Source organism: Glutamicibacter sp. MCAF14 (genome assembly GCF_052114325.1).
Lineage (GTDB): Bacteria > Actinomycetota > Actinomycetes > Actinomycetales > Micrococcaceae > Glutamicibacter > Glutamicibacter arilaitensis.
Genome location: NZ_JBFREO010000004.1, coordinates 181,722 through 196,905, shown reverse-complemented (window position 1 = coordinate 196,905; position 15,184 = coordinate 181,722). Strand labels below are relative to the sequence as shown.

The following is a 15,184-nucleotide window of genomic DNA, read 5'->3' as shown; positions in this document are numbered from 1 at the left end:
GCGCTAGCCCCCTGCCAGCTGGTAGGAGCCAAGCAGCGCGGTGATCACCAGAGTCCAGCCGTCCACCAGCACGAAGAGCAGTATTTTGAACGGCAGCGAAATCATCACCGGCGGCAGCATCATCATGCCCATGGACATCAGCGCCGAAGCGACCACCAGGTCAATGACCAGGAAGGGCACGAAGATCACGAAACCGATGATGAATGCGGCGCGCAGCTCGGAGATCATGAAGGCCGGGACCAGCGTGGACAGCGACACGTCCTGCGCGCTTCCCGGGTTCTCCAGCTGCGCCGCCCGGGTCATCAAGGCAATATCCGCCTCGCGGGTGTGCGCCAGCATGAATTCGCGCAGCGGGGCCACACCGGCATCCAGGGCCGTCCCCAGGTCCAATGTGCCTTCCAGATAGGGCTGGACACCGGATTCATTCATCTTTGCCAGAACCGGTGCCATGATGAACAGCGACAGGAACAGAGCCAGCCCGGCAAGCACCTGGTTGGGCGGAATGCTGGGCAGGGACAGGGCGTTGCGGGTGAATGCGAGCACCACGAAGATCTTGGTGAAGGAGCTCATCATCAGCAGCAGCGCCGGGGCCACCGAGAGCAGCGCGACGGCCAGCAGCGTGACGATGGCCGAGCTCGGGGTGCCATTGGGTCCGTTGATTTCCACCGAGAGCCCGCCGTTGCCCTCGCCCGGGACCGGGTCGACGGGGGTGGCCAGGGCCGCCGGGGCGGCGGCCATGATCCAGCTCAGGCAGGCGGCAGCCACCAGCAGCACGAGCAGCAGGCGCAGCGCGGCGCGTGCTGGAGCGTCACTGCGGTTCATTTCTGCGTTCCGCGGCTCAGCGCGGCCTTGGCATCGCGCCAGGTCTGGGTGTCCAGTATGGAACCGGCCAGCGGGCTGGTGCGCCTGACCCGCCCCGGCGCCAGCCCACTCTGGCGCAACGCGCGTTTGCCGGTGTGCAGGCGCAGCTGGTCTTCGAAACTCCGGAAACCAGGCTGGCCGCTGTGCGCCGGGCCCGGCAATGCCGACAACAGCCCGGTTTCTGCTTCCCCCGGCCGGCACTCGGATCCGCCGGCGCTCTGGAGCGGCTCGGCATACGCGTGCTGTCCTGTGGCTTCGTCCGGTTCCCCGGGTTCCGGCACGGGGGCCGCGAAGCTGTCCAGAAGGTTCACTGAGGAGTCGGCGACGCCCAGCAGGTAGCGCTGGCCGTCTGCTTCAATGAGCACTACCGAGCCCTTGGGGCCAATGCTCTGGCGGGCCAGGATCTGAAGTTGCTCGTTCCGCGGTGCGCTGAAGCGCGTGCCCAGCTTCTTGCGCAGGTAGAACAGCAGGCCGAATACCGCCGCCAGCGATACAAGCACCCGCAGCAACAGGAAAAAGCTGTCCACTAGTTGGCGCCCGCCGCGTCCATGTCGAGGATCTCGGTGATGCGCACCCCATAGTCCTGGTCCATGACCACGACCTCTCCCAGGGCGATCAGCCGGCCGTTGAGCAGCACATCCGCAGGTGCTCCGGCCGAGCGGTCCAGCTCGATCACGGCGCCCGTTTCCAGGCCCAGCACATCGCGTACCGACATGCGGGTGCGTCCGATCTGCACGGTCAGCGCCATTTCCACATTGGAGATGCGTGTCAGCCGGCTGGCCATGTCCTCTTCGGCCGCCGGGGCATGGGCCGGTGCTGGCTGGGCACTGGTTTCGCGGATGCGCAGCGCGAAGAAGCCGATGTCTTGGCCATCCTCGGCCAGCAGGCGGAACCCCACGGTGTCGCTGGCAGCCACGGTGGCCTCGGCGTTGGCTGCGGATTCGATGTTCAGCACGCCGATGCCCAGTACGCCGGTGGCCGCTTCCAGCGCCGGGCGCAGCAGGTCCGCGGTGCCCAGCCGGTTGCTGCGGCGTTCGGATACCGCGCCCAGCTCTCCTTCATCCAGGCAGAGTACCGCATCGGCGGATTGTTCGCCCACGAAGGTGGCGCAGAGCATCGCGCCGGTGGCTGCGGCGACCCAGTCATGGCGTGATCCGCTGTGCAATTTCACTTCGACGGCCGAAGCCGTGGGCAGCATCGAGCCCAGGGCCTGGGCCGCAGAGGTATACAGTGCGGTGGAATGCAAAACCGAAGCGGATTCGGAAGTAGCGGGCATGATCAACTTTCTTGGGTGGTGACGATGACGGCGGCGACGCGCCCGGAACGCGAACCTGCGGCAGCCGTGCCGATGCGGTGGCTCCCGGCCAGCAGGTCGAAAGGCTGGTGGACCCGGTGGCCCAGTGGCAGGATGTCCCCCACCGAGAGGTCGAGGATCGCCTGCGGCTTGACCGGTGCTGGGTTTGAGCAGAGACCGATCTCCAGCGGCACGGTGCCCAATGCTTCGGCGAGTACCTCTCCGGCGTTTTCCATGCTGGGGCGCGGATGGGCGTCGGCCAACTGGTCCAGCAGCAACTCGGCAGGCAACGCCACCGAGGCGTTCGCGCTGCGGTCGGCAACCCGCACCTTGAAACGCGCGACGATGAGCACCTGGGACTTGGCGGCCGCCTGGACGAATTGGGGCTGGTGGGCGATGGAGGCGGCCGAGAGCCGCTGGGAGAGCAGAGAACCGAGTGAGTAGTGCAGGTCCTCCAGCGCTTCGCCCATCAGCTGGTTGACGATGGTCGTCTCGATGCGGGTGAAGGCGCGCGTGGGCAGGTCCCCGGGGGCATGGCTTCCGAGCATGTGGCAGACCCAGCCCAGTGCTTCCTCGGCCGGGAACTGGATCACGCCGCGCGCGTCAACGCCCTCGGCATCGCAGAGCACCATGGTGGTCAGTGCCGGCAGCCCGGCAATGTAGTCGTCATAGGTCTGCATCTGCACCGCGTCGAAATTCACTTGGGACATGACGCGGATCTTGGCCGTGAGCTGGGTGCCCCATTGGCGGGCGAAGGTCTCGAAAGCCAGCTCCAGCACACGGGCGTGTTCGCGGGCTAGCGTGGTGGGCCGGCGGAAGTCGTAGGCCTGCACGTCTGGGCGCTGGGCTGGAGGCAAGATTGTCACATCGCATACTCTCGGCAGGCCAGTGCCAGGGGTTAGCCGCAATCGCCAGGGAATTTCCCGCGAAGTCTTCGCGCCGGGCCCTGCCGGGTCCCTTGCGCGTCAGCCATCGATTTCGCGAAGCTTCTCGCGCACCTCTTCGCGCTGGTTGGAGAGCACGACGATATCCACCCGGCGGTTCATCGACAGCTTCTTGCTGTCCTTGGCCGGCCGGGCATCCCCGTAGCCGACCGAGGAAATGCGCGAGGCCGATACGCCGCTGTCTTCCACCAGCACGCGCAGCACCCCGGTGGCGCGGCTGGCGGACAGTTCCCAGTTGGTCGGGAAGGGATCCACCGGCTGGCGCTCGTCGGCGAAGCCCTCAACCGCGATCTCCAGCTTCGCTTCGACGAGCACCGGCCCGATGGCGTCCACGATCTGGCGGGCCTTGCCAGTCAGCTGGGCGCTGTTGGGCACGAAGAAGGTGTTGGCGCTGACCAGGCGCACGGTCAGCCCGCGCGAATCGATGCGGTAGGCTGCGGCATCGGGGAAGCCTGCGGACACCAGCTCCGCTTGGATCTGTTCCTTGAGCTCCAGCAGGCGCAGCATCTCGGCATCCACCAGCTCATTGATCTGTGATCCGGTCAAGTCCTGGCCGGTGGAGGCGGCCAGCAGCCCTTCGGCGCCGGCGCTTTCGGCCGGAACCACTATCCCTTGGGCGGTGTCCGCGAATTGCGTTTCATCCACGCCGAATCCAGTCGCCAGCGAATCGCGCAGGGCCTGGAATTTCCCCTGGTCCACCGAGGACATCGCATAGAGCACAATGAAAAGGCACATCAGCACGGTGACCATGTCCATATAGGAAGCCATCCAGCGTTCATCCGGGCCCGATTCGCCGTGTCCGGCGCTGCGCCTTCGCCGCGAGCGCCCTGTGGCTGGCCGCCGGCTCATGCTGCTTCCTCGAATTCGTTCTCGTCCGCCGGTGCGCTGGCGGCAGCGCGCCGGGACCGCTTGGCGCCGGCCTCAGGAACCATGCCTTCGAGCTTCTCGCGCAGCACCAGCGCCGGGGTTCCGGACTGGATCGCCAGGATGCCTTCCAGGGCCAGGTGCATGCGGTCCGCTTCCAGTTCCGCCAGGCGTCCCAGTCGGGCGCCGATAGGCAGCCAGATGAAGTTGGCCGAGACCAGGCCCCACAGGGTGGCCACGAATGCGGCGGCAATCATATGTCCGAGCTCATCTGGCTTGGAGAGGTTTTCAAGCACGTGGGTCAGCGACACCACCGTGCCGATGATGCCCACGGTGGGCGCGTAGCCGCCCAGGGTGGAGAACCACTTGCTGGCTACCGCATCCTGGCGTTCACGGGCGATGATCGACTCCTCGAGCATGTCGCGCAGGTCTTCGGCATCCACGCCGTCCGCCACCGACTGCAGGGCGCCGGCCACAAAGGGGTCTTTGGCGTTGGCGACCTCGGCTTCCAGTGCTAGAAGGCCGTCGCGGCGGGCCAGCTCGGCCAGGGATACCAGCTGTTCCACGAGTTCGCTGGAATTGCCCAGCTTTCCACGGAAGGCCTTGGGTAGTGCTTTGATCGCGGTGATGGTGTCCTTGATGGTGCCGCTGGCGATGCCCACCGCGATGGTGCCGATGAACACGATGATCATCGGGGCGGGTAACAGGATGGAGCTGACGCTGGCGCCTTCCATGAACAGCATGGTGAACATGGCACCGAAGGCGAGCAGCAGACCGATAAGTGTTGCCGGATCCATGGGTCCTTCCCTCTAATGCGTCTGCGGGCCGGCCGGCGGGCTGGCGGCGCCTGCCGCCAGCCTGGCCGCGTCCAGCACCCGGGCCCGGTAGAAAATAGCCAGGGCAATGACCTCGTCCATGGTCTCGCGCACCACATATTGGGCGCCATTGGCCATCACGACCAGGGTGTCCGGCGCCTGGGTAATGCGCTCGACCAGATCCGCGTTCAGGGCCAGCCGGGTGCCGTTCAGCCTGGTTAGCACGATCATTGGCCCCTCGCCTTCCTAGTCCACTACTGGCTATCGGCCGGTGGCAGCCACGCGTTAGCCAGCTGCCGCTAGCGCTTGAGGTTGGACAGTTCCTGAAGCAGCTCGTCGCTGGTGGTGATGATGCGGGCATTGGCTTGGAATCCGCGCTGGGCAACGATCAGGTTGGTGAATTCCTGAGAGAGATCCACATTGGACATTTCCAGCATGCCCCCAGCCACCGAGCCGAAGCCCGGGCTGCCGGCGGTGCCCAGCTGCAGTTCCCCTGAGTTTCCGGTCAACGTGTAGCTGGAGCCGCCTGCCTTGGACAAGCCTGCCGGGTTGGTGACATTGCCGATAGCGATCTGTGCCACCACCTGCTGCACGCCGTTGGAGAAGCTGCCGGTCAGCGAGCCGTCCGAACCCAGCGAGAAGCCTTCCAGCGTTCCAGCGGCGTTGCCGTCCACTCCTTCGATGCTGGCGGTGTTCAGGCCGGTGAAGCCGGTGAGCGCCGCGAGGTCGACCGCGACACCGCCGACGGTCAGCGGACCGCCGGCGGCCAAAGCGCCGTTGGCGTTCTCGGCTAGGTTCTGGGTGGCGGTGGCCCCGGACCCGCCGTGGGTTCCATCGACCCGCCAGCCGGTGCCGGTGCGGGTGAATTCCAAGGTCAGGGTGCTTTCCGAACCGTCGGCGGCAAAGACCTGGGCGTCGCGGACCAAGCTCTGTCCCACGGCGGTGTCCTTCGGAAGATTCCCGGAGACCGCGGCCTGGCTCGATGCCCGTCCGGGCGCCACCAGGTTGTTGGGCAGCGTGATGTCGGTGACTTCGCCGCCGGCGGCCAGCTGGCCGTTGGGCCCGGCCATCCAGCCCTGGACCAATCCCCCGTCGGGGCTGACCAAGCGTCCGTTGGCATCGAAATCGAAGGCCCCGGCACGGGTCAGGCCGGTAGTGTTGCCGCTGCGGGTGACGAAGAATCCGTCCCCGGAAATCATCATGTCGGTAGCGCGCCCGGTGTTCTGGCTGGAGCCCTGGGTGAAGTTGGTGGAGATGCCGGCCACCTGCACGCCCAGGCCCACCTGGGCCGGGTTGGAACCTCCGCGGTCCGCGTCCGGCCCGGTGGCGCCCTGGGTGATTTGGGACAAGGTGTCCTGGAACTGCACCGACGAAGATTTGAAGCCCGTAGTGTTCACGTTGGAGATGTTGTTGCCGGTAGCGTCGAGCATCGTCTGGTGGGCGCGCAGGCCCGAGATTCCGGAGTACAGGGAGCGGAGCATGGTGCTACTTTCTGCTAGGTGGTTCGCTGGTGTGGCTAAGGTGCTGCTAAGCCGCAGGTTCGGGATTGACGGGATCAGCTGGGTCAGGATTGGCGGGATTGGCTGGTACGGCGCCAACCGTGGCAGGCGTCACCTTGGCGACCTGCTCCAGGGCGAGCTTCTGCTGGCCCACGCTGAGCACTGGGCCCTGCGCGGTGAAGGACACTGCGGTGACAATTCCCCGCATCGGCGGTTCGCCAGCCGAGGTGACGTGCTGCCCGATCAATGCGGCAGCCGCGGTGCGCTGCTGGATGTCCAGGGAGCTGCGCTGGGCTTCAGCCAGCGTGTTCAGCCGTTCCATCGAGGACAGCTGCGCTGTTTGCGAGATCATCTGGTTCGTATCCATCGGGGTGCTCGGGTCCTGGTTGGCCAGCTGGGTCACCAGCAGATGCAAGAACACTTCCGAATCCATGGACTGCTTCGGTGCGCGCATCGGCTCGGAGGTTCCAGCCGGAGCAGAGGGCGCCACAGGGGTAATACTCATCGGTTCATCTTTCGTTTCAGGCCAATAGGTCAAGTCCGGCCGGCATCGGCCGCAGGTCGTAATCTTCAGATGCCGCGGCAGTTTCGCCTGGTCCGGCTACCGGATCTGCGGCGCCACGGCTCGGGGCCCCTCCGTTGCTCCCGCTGTCTCCGGCCCCTGGCTGTGGCGCGGGCTGGCCCGGCTGCCCGGAAGCGCTGCCAGGGTGCTGGCCGGAACCTGCTCCAGCCGGGCTAGGGGCCGCGCCGTGCTCGGGCGATGCGGATGCGGTGAGTACCTGCACGCTGCCTTGTCCGAGCATCGCGAACTCCCGGCGCAGTTCGGGCAGCACGGCCCGCAAGTTCTCCCGGCCCAGTTCGCTGGGCGCGAAGAGATCCAGCTTCAACCCGTCAGCACCCCACCGGGCGCTGACGGTGACTGGCCCCAGGGTTTCGGGGGCCACCTGAACGGTTATGACCCGTACCCCGTTCTCCTCGGTGAGCACTGCCGCGATGGGTGCAGCCAGCTGGCGGTGCAGGCTCTGGGCGGCGGCTGCATGCCTGCCCGCACCGGCAGGTGCACCAGCGGGCGCAGCTGCCAACGGTTCCGAGGCAGGCAAGCCGCTGGTGGCAGGCACTGCGGTTGCGGCAATACTGGGATGACCCGCCGCTGCAGGAACTCCGGCCGTTGCAGGTGCTTCTGCTGAGGGTGGGGCAATTGGATGCTGCTGCACCGGCCATGCCTCAGAGGCAGAATCTGGAACTGCCTCCGTGAACAATTCGGCAACGGATCTCCCGGTGATGGACGGCATGGAAGTCGCGGGCGGCCCAGCGGCAGGCGACGCGATAGCACCATTCCGCGGCGCCTGGCCGGTTTGCTCGGCCCGGACCGCCAGTCCGTGCACTGCGTGGTCTGTTGCCGGCTCGGTCGCCGATCCAGCTATCCCGGCTGGATGCAGGCCTTCTTGATTCCCGACAGCAGGAAGTTGGGCTGGTGCCAATGACGCAGTTCCGTGGGTGCCGGGGGCAGCCGCCGCGTGGGCGGGGGCCGTGGGCATGAGTTCGGGAACCGTTGGTGTGGCGGTGCCAGCTCCGGTGCTGCTGCCAGCAGAAGGTACGCCGAGTCCAAATTCCGCAGGCACAGGCTCCGCAGGGGTGCCGCTGCCATCCAAGATCGGGACTATCGAGCCTGGCTTGGCTGGCTGGATTCGTGTTGGCTGAATTGGCCCACCGGTTAAAGGTGCAGCGTCGCGCAGTGCATCGTCGGGCAGTGCAGCCTCGGAAATTGGGGCAGGGTCGTCAGCCGGTTTGCTGTTTGGCCGGTTCTCGGCTACAGCGCTGAGATCGACAACGAGCAACAGGTTTTGCGCCAGCAACGGCGTCCATCCGGACGGTGCTTGCGCTGTTTCCTGCCCGGCCAGTGCACTCGCAGGATCTGGCGTGTCCAGCTGCTGGCTGCCGCCGTCGCGCGGTGGCGCTGCGGCCAGGTGTTCCGTGAGCAGCATCGCGAAGGCCTGCGGATCGGCGGGCACGGCGGCGGATGGGGCTCCGGATGCGGATCCAGTGCCTGCGGGGGGCAGCAACATCGATAAGAGATTCGTCTGGATCATGCGCCACCTGCCGCAAGATTCTCAAAGGCCGCCCGTTGCGCCGCGACGTCGGCAGCCGGGACCGATGCTGCCGGCACGATACGGCGGATGGTCATGATGTCGGCGTCCTTCTCAAACAGTTCCCTGATGCTCACCGTTTCTCCCGGGCGCGGGGCATGGATCATCTTGTTGTCCCCGAGATAGATGCCGATGTGCCCGCCACCGCGGGTCACGATGAGATCCCCTGGCTTGGCCTGGGCCAAAGTAGGCACTTCTGTGCCTTCCTTGGCTTGCTGGCGTGCCACACGGGGCAACTCAATGCCCAGATCCCGGAAAGTGTGCTGCACGAAGGAAGAGCAGTCCAACCCGATGGCAGGGTTGTTGCCTCCCCAGACATACGGAATACCTAGGTATTTCTTGGACTGCGCGACCACATCCGTTCCATCGGTGCCTGCGCGGTTGGGCTCCGGTTCGCCGAGATTGGCAACCGGCGGCTTCTCGGTGCGGCCGGTGGCCGGGGAATGCTCGCTGACCGGATCCGCCTGCGCGGCCGAGGCAACGGTGGCCGGGCTCAGCACGGTGTTCAGCACCTTGGTGAACTCTGCTCCCGCCGTCGAGGGCGCCAAGGCGGTGGAGGCCATGGCCACCGAAATCGTTCCGGCGGGGGAAGCCCGCGCCAGGGATTGAACCGGACTGGTGGCCGTGGCATTGCCAGTGAATCGGGCCAGATTGGCTTCGATCGTGCCGATGCGGGCCGATACATCTGCGTAGCTCATGATCGTTTCCTTTCTGCCGATCTGCCGGCAAGTTCATCGAGCAGTGCCTGCTCGCGGTGCAACTGGGCTGCCCGTTGCCCCGTGTTGTGCCGTTCTTCAAGTTTTTCCACGGTCTTCAATTCCATGCGCACCCGCTGGTAGGCGGCATCGGCTTGCGCAGCGGCGCCTTCCAGAATCGCGTCCAGCGCCGCCAGATCTGACAGCGCGGCACCGCTGGCCGACCTGGCCGCGGCGATGGCCAGCAGCGAATCGCTGTCCACCGGATCCTCGGCGGTGCTGTGCAGTTCCTGCAGCCGCAGCTCGCGCTGGCTGCGGTGCTCGCGCAGCTTCGCGGCTGCTTGGGCCGCGTCGCCGGCCGCGGAGCGTTCCTTGATCCGGCGCACGCGCAGCAATCCTGCCAGGCTGAATCCGGCGGCCATCAGCGAACCTCCATCGCGGCCAGCAGCTGGTGCAGGCCATTCCAGGATTGGGCGGAGTCCATCGGTTCACCAAGGGCCTGTTGCAAGAACTGGTCGATGGAATGCTCGTGGTCCACAGCGGCATCGGCCAGCAAGTTGGCGCCGCGTTGGTAGGCTCCCACGTCCATCAGGTCCTGGACGCTGCGCCGCGCGGCCAGCACCTGGCGCAGCGAACGCGCCGCGGCCTGCTGCTCTTTGCTGGTGATCTTGGAGGCCACGCGCGAAACCGAGCCGAGTACGTCAATGGACGGGAAATGCCCGGCCAAGGCCAGGGCGCGCTGGAGCACCACATGCCCATCAAGCAGCGAACGGGCAGAATCGGCAATCGGTTCATTGTGGTCATCCCCGTCCACCAGAACCGTATAGATCCCGGTGATGGAGCCGGATGCCGAGGTTCCGGCGCGTTCCAGCAGCCGGGCAAGCACGGAGAAGGTCGACGGCGGGTAGCCTCGGGTTGCTGGCGGTTCGCCTGCGGACAACCCGATTTCGCGCTGGGCCATGGCCACGCGGGTCAGCGAGTCCATCATCAGCAGCACCTGCATCCCCACTTCCCGGAAGTGCTCGGCGATGCGGGTGGCGGCCAGAGCCGCGCGCAGGCGCATGCGGGCTGGCTCATCTGCGGTTGAAACCACCACGACTGAACGAGCCAGTCCCTCGGCTCCCAGATCATCTTCGAGGAATTCGCGCACCTCGCGGCCGCGCTCTCCCACCAGTGCGATGACGTTCACCTGGGCGGAGGTGCCGCGGGCGATCATCGACAGCAGCGAGGACTTGCCCACGCCGGATCCCGCGAAAAGGCCCATGCGCTGGCCGGCTCCGACAGTGCACAGGGTATCCAGGGCACGCACGCCAAGAGAAAGCGGCCCGGCGATGCGGCTGCGCTCCATGGCCGGCGGGCTGGGCTGTTCCAGTGGCACCAGCTGGTGCTCCCCCAGGCTCCCTGCTCCGTCGATCGGCCGGCCCAAGCCGTCCAGCACGCGGCCGAGCAAGCCTGCACCCGCGGGAATGGCGTTTCCGTGCAGGCTGGCACGCACCGGATCACCCAGCCGGATGCGGTTAGTGGCAGACAGCGGCATGCACTGCAGGCCCGAGGCGTTTGCGGCCACGACATCCACCGCGATGGCCTCGGGGCCCACGGTGAGCACGCTGCCCACCGGTGCTTCCAATCCTTGAACGCCCAGGCCCAGACCCACCATTTCGCTGACGGTGCCCACGCGCTGCGCGGACGCGGCTTGCAGGGCCAAGGACCAATGCGGCAGCAGGTCGCGGTGCTCTGCGCTCATGAGCCGCCGCCCGACAGTGCCGCCGCGGCACGCTGCAGGGCCGTGGAAATGCGGGCATCGAGGAATCCATGCTCCAGTTCTGCCATGGCATCTCCGGATTGCAAATCCGGGTCCGCCAGCAGCGCGATGCCCGCGGGCAGGCTGCCGGCACGTTCGAGCGACGCAAGGTCCCCGGGGTTCATCCGTACGCACCGGATCATGGCAGGCGCCAGCTCGCGCGTGCTGCGTTCAAGGGCGCTACGGGCCGCGAAGCTGCGGTCATCCAGGACGGTGCCCAGGATCTGTTCGGCCAATTCCAGCGCTGCGCTGGCCAGGGCGGTGCTGGCCTGCTCGAGCACCGGAATGCTCAGCCGGCCGATGGCCGCAACAGCGGTGTCAAGGCTGCCGGCAATCCGGGCTTGCTCCTGCAGAAGGGACGCTTCGGCCTGCGCCAGCTGCGCTTCCTGGCGTGCGTGCAAGGATCGCGTGGCGGACTGGGCGGCTCGAATTCCGGTGGCGTAGCCTTCGGCATAGCCCTCGGCGCGAGCCGCAGCGAACTGGGCATCGAGTTGCGAGCTGGCCAGTGCGCGGAAAGCAGAGGGCACAAACTTCTGCTCACTGGACAAATTCATCGCCCTCGCCGCGCTTGATGGTGATTTCGCCATTGGCTTCCAGTACGCGAATCTGCTGGACGATATCGGCCCGGGCCGCTTCGACCTCGGAAAGGCGCACCCGATCCATGACGGCGATTTCGGAATCCAGAAGTTCGGCGGTGCGTGCGGAAATATTCTCGCGGATAACCGTCTGGAGCTCTTCGGCAGCTCCCTTGAGCGCCAGCGCCAGCGTGGTGGCGTCCACCCCGCGCAGCACGCGTTGGATGTCGCGGCGTTCGAAACGAACCAAGTCCGCAAAGGAAAGCAGGCGCGAGGCCACTTCCTGGGCCAGCACTGCATCATATTCTTCAAGCGAGGCCAGAAGTTCCTTCTCCACGGAGATATCCGACCGGTTGATGATGTCCACCAGCGGCTGGATGCCGCCCACCTGTTCCACCGGTTCGAGTCGGGAGACCAGGGTTCCGGTGCGACGGCGCAATTCTTCGGAGACAACGCGCACCGCATCGGGTACGGCTGTGCCCATGGTGGCCAGTGCCGCAGCGGTCTGGGTGCGCTGTTCGGGCGGGAGGCCGGCCAGCACTTGAGAAGCGAGCTCTGCGCGCACGTAGCCCAGCACCAGGGCAACCGTTTGCGGCAGTTCGCCGTCAAGCAGCGAAACGACGTGTGCGGCCTCGGTGCCTTCAAGGAATTCAAAGGTCCTTCCGGCCATTGATGAGGACACGCGGTTCATCACGGAATTTGCGCGCTCGGCGCCGAAGGAGGCTTCCAGCAGCCCGGTAGCTGCGTCGCGGCCGCCGGAAAGCGAATTGGTGGCCATCTCGTGGACTTCATCCAGGGTGTCTTGCACCACGACGGCATCCACCCGCTGCAAGCGCAGCAGTTCGGCCGCGATTTCCTCCGATTCGTATTCGTTGAATTGGCGCATCACCATGGCGGCGTGTTCGCGTTCCAGCTGCATCAAGAACACTGCGACTTTCTGGATGCCGGTCAATTCGGTGCTTTTCGGCTGCGGCGACTGGTTCATGATCCGTCCTTGGCATCCATCAGCGAGCGCAGGTGCTCGGCCATTTTCGCGGGATTTGCTTCGGCCAGCGCCGATAGCTGCTCTCGCTTGGCGGCGCGGCCAGTGCTTTCAACCACTGGGATGCCGGTGGTGGCGGGGAGCTTGGCCATGGCGGTGGTCCGGGTTTCGGGCAGTGGAGACACGGCAGCATTAGCGTCGCGCAGCTCGCGCAAGTCCTGCAGCTCCCCCAGATCCACCAACTCGCGGCGCTTGCGGTTGCGGCTGCGCAGCAGCAGATAGGCAGCGAGCAGGACCAGGACCAGCACCACGCCGCCGGCAATCACCAGGGTGCGCAGCAGCTGCGCGTCCTGGGCTCGCATGGCGGCATCGCTGGCGTCCTGCAGGGACTGTTGCGCTTCGAGGGCGGCTTCGGTGCTAAACGGCAGCACCGAGACATTGACCGTGTCGTTGCGTTCGGCATCGATGCCGGCAGCGGCGTTGATCATGTTGGTCAGCTCTTCGATATCCAGATCGCCCACGGCGTCCGAGTCCAGGGCCACTGAAACGCTTTGCCGGTTCAGGATCCCCGAAGGAATCTCCCGATTTTCGGTCACCTTGTTAATGGCGTTGGTCTGGCTGGACTCTGTGGAGGTGAAAGTTCCCTCGCCCCCGGCGCCGTTGGGCACCGCAACGTTGTCCGGGCCCAAGACTCCGGCTTCTGTGCTGCCGGTGCCCTCGTAGTCCTCTTCCTTGCTGGTCTCGGTGAGCACGGGGTCGTCCTCCGGTGCGGTGAAGCTCTCTTCCACTCGGCTGGCCGATTCCAATGACACATCTGCCGCGATCGCAATCGTGGCGTTGCCAGGGCCCACCACGCGGTCCAGCATGCCCTGGAGCATGCTGGAGACACGCTGCTCGTACTCGGAGGCCTGCTTGCCCGCCGTTCCACCCATGCCCATTCCGGCTGCGGAGAGCAGGTTGCCCTGTGCGTCAACTACCGAGACGTCCACGGGTTTCAGCCCGTCCACGGCGGCCGAGGTCAGGTGCACGATGGACTGCACTTGGTCTCCGGTAAGCGTGGCGTTTGGCTTGGTTTCCACGAAAATCGAGGCGGTCGGGCTCGTGGCGGTGTCGACGAATACTGTTTGCTCTGGGATGGCGAGCTTGACCGATGCCATGCTGATTGAATCCATGGCCATGATGGTGGTCGCCAATTCGCCTTCCAACGCACGTTTGTAGGTGACGCTCTGCTGGAACTCCGAAGAGGTCACGCCCATTTGATCCAGCAGCGAATATCCTGTGGTGCTGCCGCTGGGGAAACCGGCAGTTGCGGCCTTCAGCCGGGATTCGTAGACATTCTCCTGGGGCACCAGAATGGTTCCACCGGCACCGGTGATTTCATAGGGCACGGAATCTGCTTGCAGCTGCTCCACGATGCCGGCAGCATCTTCGGCCGAAAGGCCGGTGAACAGCGGAGTCATTTTCGGTTGGCTGGCAAAATTCACCAGGGCAATGGTACCCAGCGCCAGGACGGCTAGGCCGATGATGGCGATGGTGCGCTGGGCCAGTGTGAAGCCGCGAATGCTCTGGCCAAGTTGTGCAAGGGGTTTAGGCAGTGCGGCCACTAGGCTTGCATCCTCATGATCTCGTTGAAGGCTTCTATTCCCCGGTTGCGGAAGGTCGCGGCCATTTCAAGTGCCAGGGATGCGCGGGCCGAAGCCAAGGTGGCGGTGTGGATGTCGGTCAGGTCGCCGGTGACGGCCTTGAGCGCCATGTCATTCGAGGTGGCTTGCAGCTGCTGGACTTCGTCCAGCGCACCGCCCAGCGCGGCAGCGAATTCGCTGCCGTCCGTGGCTGGTTTCGTTCCGGCGATATAACCGGTGGACTGGGTGGGAGCCACCGCGGAGACGGCATTGATTCCAAAGGCCATTACTGTCCACGTCCAATCTGCAAGGCTGCCTGGTAGCTGTCTCGGGCCCGGTCCACTACAGCCGCGTTGACCTGGTAGCCGCGCTGCGCCATGACCAGCGAGCCCATTTGCTCGGAGAGGTCGATATCCGGATAGCGGACATTGCCCTCGCCGTCAGCTAGCGGGTGGTCCGGCTCATGCACGATCCGGCCCTGCGCGTCGCCCTGTTCAATGCCGCGAACGTATACGCCGTTTTCTTCCCCGGCCTGGGCGACTACGTACTTCGCGCGGAAGGCTTCCCCATCGGTAGACGTGGCCGTGTTCACATTGGCCAGGTTATCGGCCACGGAGTCAAGCCATTTGCGATGCACCGCCAGTCCCGTTCCGGCGATTCCTATGGCATCGAACATCAACTGCTCCTTAAGGCGGTGCGGATCGAATTAAAAGGGCCTGAAGCAGCCTGTGATGCGAATTGGTAGCGCAGCACGGTGTCGACATTCGACAGCGTTTCGGTATCGAGATTGACGTTGGATCCATCCAGTCGCGTTGGTTCCAGGGAGCGCGATAGGCTTGCGGTGGCCTGGCCGTCGCCTTGGGCAATGGAATCGGCCAGGGCGGATTCGAATTGCACCCTGCGGGCTTGGTAGCCGGGGGTATTCACATTCGCAATGTTGTTGGCGATGGCGCGCTGGCGCAGTGCCAAGGAGTCCAGTGCGCTTTCCAGCGACAAGGACGTGACGGAATCAAACAAGACGTTAGTGCTCCAGGGTCTTGGTGCTGGGCCCTTCCATGGGCAACGGGGCTTGCGAGCGATCCATG

General features: G+C 65.5%; 19 protein-coding genes. All 19 read right to left on the bottom strand.

What is annotated here, in order from left to right:
• Positions 1-3 precede the first annotated feature (3 nt).
• The 19 genes from fliP to AB4Y71_RS08325 all read right to left on the bottom strand — a co-directional run bounded on the left by fliP (position 4) and on the right by AB4Y71_RS08325 (position 15,116).
• On the bottom strand, positions 4-822 hold the full coding sequence (fliP, locus tag AB4Y71_RS08415) for a flagellar type III secretion system pore protein FliP (protein ID WP_441719557.1): 819 nt from the start codon (positions 820-822) through the stop codon (positions 4-6).
• Positions 819-1,388 carry a flagellar biosynthetic protein FliO gene (fliO, locus tag AB4Y71_RS08410; RefSeq protein WP_441719554.1) on the bottom strand — a complete coding sequence of 190 codons (570 nt, stop codon included), beginning with the start codon at positions 1,386-1,388 and terminating at the stop codon, positions 819-821. Before fliO ends, fliP begins: the two co-directional genes overlap by 4 nt.
• Positions 1,388-2,137 carry a flagellar motor switch protein FliN gene (gene fliN / locus AB4Y71_RS08405; protein ID WP_441719551.1) on the bottom strand — a complete coding sequence of 250 codons (750 nt, stop codon included), beginning with the start codon at positions 2,135-2,137 and terminating at the stop codon, positions 1,388-1,390. Before fliN ends, fliO begins: the two co-directional genes overlap by 1 nt.
• A 2-nt stretch (positions 2,138-2,139) precedes the next feature.
• Entirely contained in the window at positions 2,140-3,021 is an 882-nt protein-coding gene (locus AB4Y71_RS08400) for a flagellar motor switch protein FliM (RefSeq protein WP_441719548.1), read from the bottom strand.
• A 99-nt stretch (positions 3,022-3,120) separates the two neighbouring features.
• A complete protein-coding gene (locus tag AB4Y71_RS08395) occupies positions 3,121-3,948 on the bottom strand; it encodes an OmpA/MotB family protein (protein ID WP_441719545.1) in 828 nt (275 codons plus the stop codon).
• Complete coding sequence (locus tag AB4Y71_RS08390; RefSeq protein WP_441719542.1) at positions 3,945-4,760, bottom strand: motility protein A; 816 nt, start codon at positions 4,758-4,760, stop codon at positions 3,945-3,947. Before AB4Y71_RS08390 ends, AB4Y71_RS08395 begins: the two co-directional genes overlap by 4 nt.
• Positions 4,761-4,772: 12 nt before the next feature.
• Complete coding sequence (locus tag AB4Y71_RS08385; RefSeq protein WP_441719539.1) at positions 4,773-5,009, bottom strand: flagellar FlbD family protein; 237 nt, start codon at positions 5,007-5,009, stop codon at positions 4,773-4,775.
• Between the two features lie 68 nt (positions 5,010-5,077).
• Entirely contained in the window at positions 5,078-6,259 is a 1,182-nt protein-coding gene (locus AB4Y71_RS08380) for a flagellar hook protein FlgE (RefSeq protein ID WP_441719538.1), read from the bottom strand.
• A 46-nt stretch (positions 6,260-6,305) separates the two neighbouring features.
• The gene (locus AB4Y71_RS08375) at positions 6,306-6,782 is read right to left on the bottom strand and encodes a flagellar hook assembly protein FlgD (protein WP_441719535.1); all 477 of its coding nucleotides are present in this window, start codon (positions 6,780-6,782) and stop codon (positions 6,306-6,308) included.
• Positions 6,783-6,798: 16 nt separating this feature from the next.
• Positions 6,799-8,367 (bottom strand): hypothetical protein, encoded by a 1,569-nt coding sequence (locus AB4Y71_RS08370; protein WP_441719533.1) that lies wholly within the window; start codon positions 8,365-8,367, stop codon positions 6,799-6,801.
• Positions 8,364-9,122 (bottom strand): C40 family peptidase, encoded by a 759-nt coding sequence (locus tag AB4Y71_RS08365; protein ID WP_441719531.1) that lies wholly within the window; start codon positions 9,120-9,122, stop codon positions 8,364-8,366. Before AB4Y71_RS08365 ends, AB4Y71_RS08370 begins: the two co-directional genes overlap by 4 nt.
• The gene (locus AB4Y71_RS08360; RefSeq protein WP_441719528.1) at positions 9,119-9,541 is read right to left on the bottom strand and encodes a flagellar FliJ family protein; all 423 of its coding nucleotides are present in this window, start codon (positions 9,539-9,541) and stop codon (positions 9,119-9,121) included. Before AB4Y71_RS08360 ends, AB4Y71_RS08365 begins: the two co-directional genes overlap by 4 nt.
• Positions 9,541-10,863, bottom strand: a complete 1,323-nt coding sequence (locus AB4Y71_RS08355; RefSeq protein ID WP_441719525.1) for a FliI/YscN family ATPase — start codon at positions 10,861-10,863, stop codon at positions 9,541-9,543. The genes AB4Y71_RS08360 and AB4Y71_RS08355 overlap by 1 nt, the downstream gene beginning before the upstream one ends.
• Entirely contained in the window at positions 10,860-11,474 is a 615-nt protein-coding gene (locus AB4Y71_RS08350; RefSeq protein ID WP_441719522.1) for a FliH/SctL family protein, read from the bottom strand. Before AB4Y71_RS08350 ends, AB4Y71_RS08355 begins: the two co-directional genes overlap by 4 nt.
• A complete protein-coding gene (gene fliG, locus AB4Y71_RS08345; RefSeq protein WP_441719519.1) occupies positions 11,458-12,480 on the bottom strand; it encodes a flagellar motor switch protein FliG in 1,023 nt (340 codons plus the stop codon). Before fliG ends, AB4Y71_RS08350 begins: the two co-directional genes overlap by 17 nt.
• On the bottom strand, positions 12,477-14,081 hold the full coding sequence (gene fliF, locus AB4Y71_RS08340; RefSeq protein ID WP_441719517.1) for a flagellar basal-body MS-ring/collar protein FliF: 1,605 nt from the start codon (positions 14,079-14,081) through the stop codon (positions 12,477-12,479). The genes fliG and fliF overlap by 4 nt, the downstream gene beginning before the upstream one ends.
• On the bottom strand, positions 14,081-14,386 hold the full coding sequence (fliE, locus tag AB4Y71_RS08335) for a flagellar hook-basal body complex protein FliE (protein WP_441719514.1): 306 nt from the start codon (positions 14,384-14,386) through the stop codon (positions 14,081-14,083). Before fliE ends, fliF begins: the two co-directional genes overlap by 1 nt.
• Positions 14,386-14,778 carry a flagellar basal body rod protein FlgC gene (locus AB4Y71_RS08330; RefSeq protein WP_441719511.1) on the bottom strand — a complete coding sequence of 131 codons (393 nt, stop codon included), beginning with the start codon at positions 14,776-14,778 and terminating at the stop codon, positions 14,386-14,388. The genes fliE and AB4Y71_RS08330 overlap by 1 nt, the downstream gene beginning before the upstream one ends.
• Positions 14,775-15,116, bottom strand: coding sequence for a flagellar basal body rod protein FlgB (locus tag AB4Y71_RS08325; RefSeq protein ID WP_441719509.1), 342 nt, complete (start codon positions 15,114-15,116; stop codon positions 14,775-14,777). Before AB4Y71_RS08325 ends, AB4Y71_RS08330 begins: the two co-directional genes overlap by 4 nt.
• Between the last annotated feature and the right edge of the window lie 68 nt (positions 15,117-15,184).

Coding starts and splice junctions, on each gene's coding strand:
- fliP (WP_441719557.1), bottom strand. CDS start 822: ATGAACCGCAGTGACGCTCCAGCACGCGCCGCGCTGCGCCTGCTGCTC.
- fliN (WP_441719551.1), bottom strand. CDS start 2,137: ATGCCCGCTACTTCCGAATCCGCTTCGGTTTTGCATTCCACCGCACTG.
- AB4Y71_RS08395 (WP_441719545.1), bottom strand. CDS start 3,948: ATGAGCCGGCGGCCAGCCACAGGGCGCTCGCGGCGAAGGCGCAGCGCC.
- AB4Y71_RS08390 (WP_441719542.1), bottom strand. CDS start 4,760: ATGGATCCGGCAACACTTATCGGTCTGCTGCTCGCCTTCGGTGCCATG.
- AB4Y71_RS08385 (WP_441719539.1), bottom strand. CDS start 5,009: ATGATCGTGCTAACCAGGCTGAACGGCACCCGGCTGGCCCTGAACGCG.
- AB4Y71_RS08380 (WP_441719538.1), bottom strand. CDS start 6,259: ATGCTCCGCTCCCTGTACTCCGGAATCTCGGGCCTGCGCGCCCACCAG.
- AB4Y71_RS08375 (WP_441719535.1), bottom strand. CDS start 6,782: ATGAGTATTACCCCTGTGGCGCCCTCTGCTCCGGCTGGAACCTCCGAG.
- AB4Y71_RS08370 (WP_441719533.1), bottom strand. CDS start 8,367: ATGATCCAGACGAATCTCTTATCGATGTTGCTGCCCCCCGCAGGCACT.
- AB4Y71_RS08365 (WP_441719531.1), bottom strand. CDS start 9,122: ATGAGCTACGCAGATGTATCGGCCCGCATCGGCACGATCGAAGCCAAT.
- AB4Y71_RS08360 (WP_441719528.1), bottom strand. CDS start 9,541: ATGGCCGCCGGATTCAGCCTGGCAGGATTGCTGCGCGTGCGCCGGATC.
- AB4Y71_RS08355 (WP_441719525.1), bottom strand. CDS start 10,863: ATGAGCGCAGAGCACCGCGACCTGCTGCCGCATTGGTCCTTGGCCCTG.
- AB4Y71_RS08350 (WP_441719522.1), bottom strand. CDS start 11,474: ATGAATTTGTCCAGTGAGCAGAAGTTTGTGCCCTCTGCTTTCCGCGCA.
- fliG (WP_441719519.1), bottom strand. CDS start 12,480: ATGAACCAGTCGCCGCAGCCGAAAAGCACCGAATTGACCGGCATCCAG.
- fliE (WP_441719514.1), bottom strand. CDS start 14,386: ATGGCCTTTGGAATCAATGCCGTCTCCGCGGTGGCTCCCACCCAGTCC.